The sequence below is a fragment of the Pseudomonas sp. HMSC063H08 genome (genome assembly GCF_001813645.1).
Lineage (GTDB): Bacteria > Pseudomonadota > Gammaproteobacteria > Pseudomonadales > Pseudomonadaceae > Pseudomonas > Pseudomonas aeruginosa.
On sequence record NZ_KV813387.1, the window covers coordinates 1 to 374 of the forward strand.

Annotated in this window: 1 protein-coding gene; it reads left to right on the forward strand. The window is 54.8% G+C overall.

Features of this window, described 5'->3' with window-relative positions:
• A partial coding sequence (locus HMPREF2924_RS36175; protein WP_218189330.1) for a hypothetical protein occupies window positions 1-260 on the forward strand: 260 nt, incomplete at its 5' end.
• Window positions 261-374: the final 114 nt, after the last annotated feature.

Below are 374 nucleotides of genomic sequence, written 5' to 3' on the forward strand. Positions count from 1 at the left end.
AAGCTGAAACGCCAGTCAGGAAGGAGCTCAAGATGGGTTCCCTCGACCATTTGATTGCACCCAACTCCGAAAGCGAAATGGGGAGGCCCCCTCTCCAGTTAGAGTCCCTGAACGATCATGAGATTGCTCTTTTGCCAGCACCTCCTGGTAGCGCAGTCTCTTGGGAACTCCATCGGCGTACTCAGGAGCAATACCACCAACGCTGGCAGGACTACTTGTCCACCATGACGGATGAACAAGTAGCTGCTCTCGGCCGCTAATAGCCACTGCTACCACCCCCAACCCTGCCGGGAACCATCCCGCAGGGTGGTTTTCCGGCATTTTTCGAGGAAAACCATGGGTTCCGCAAAACTTTCCGCAATCGCAGAAGATCT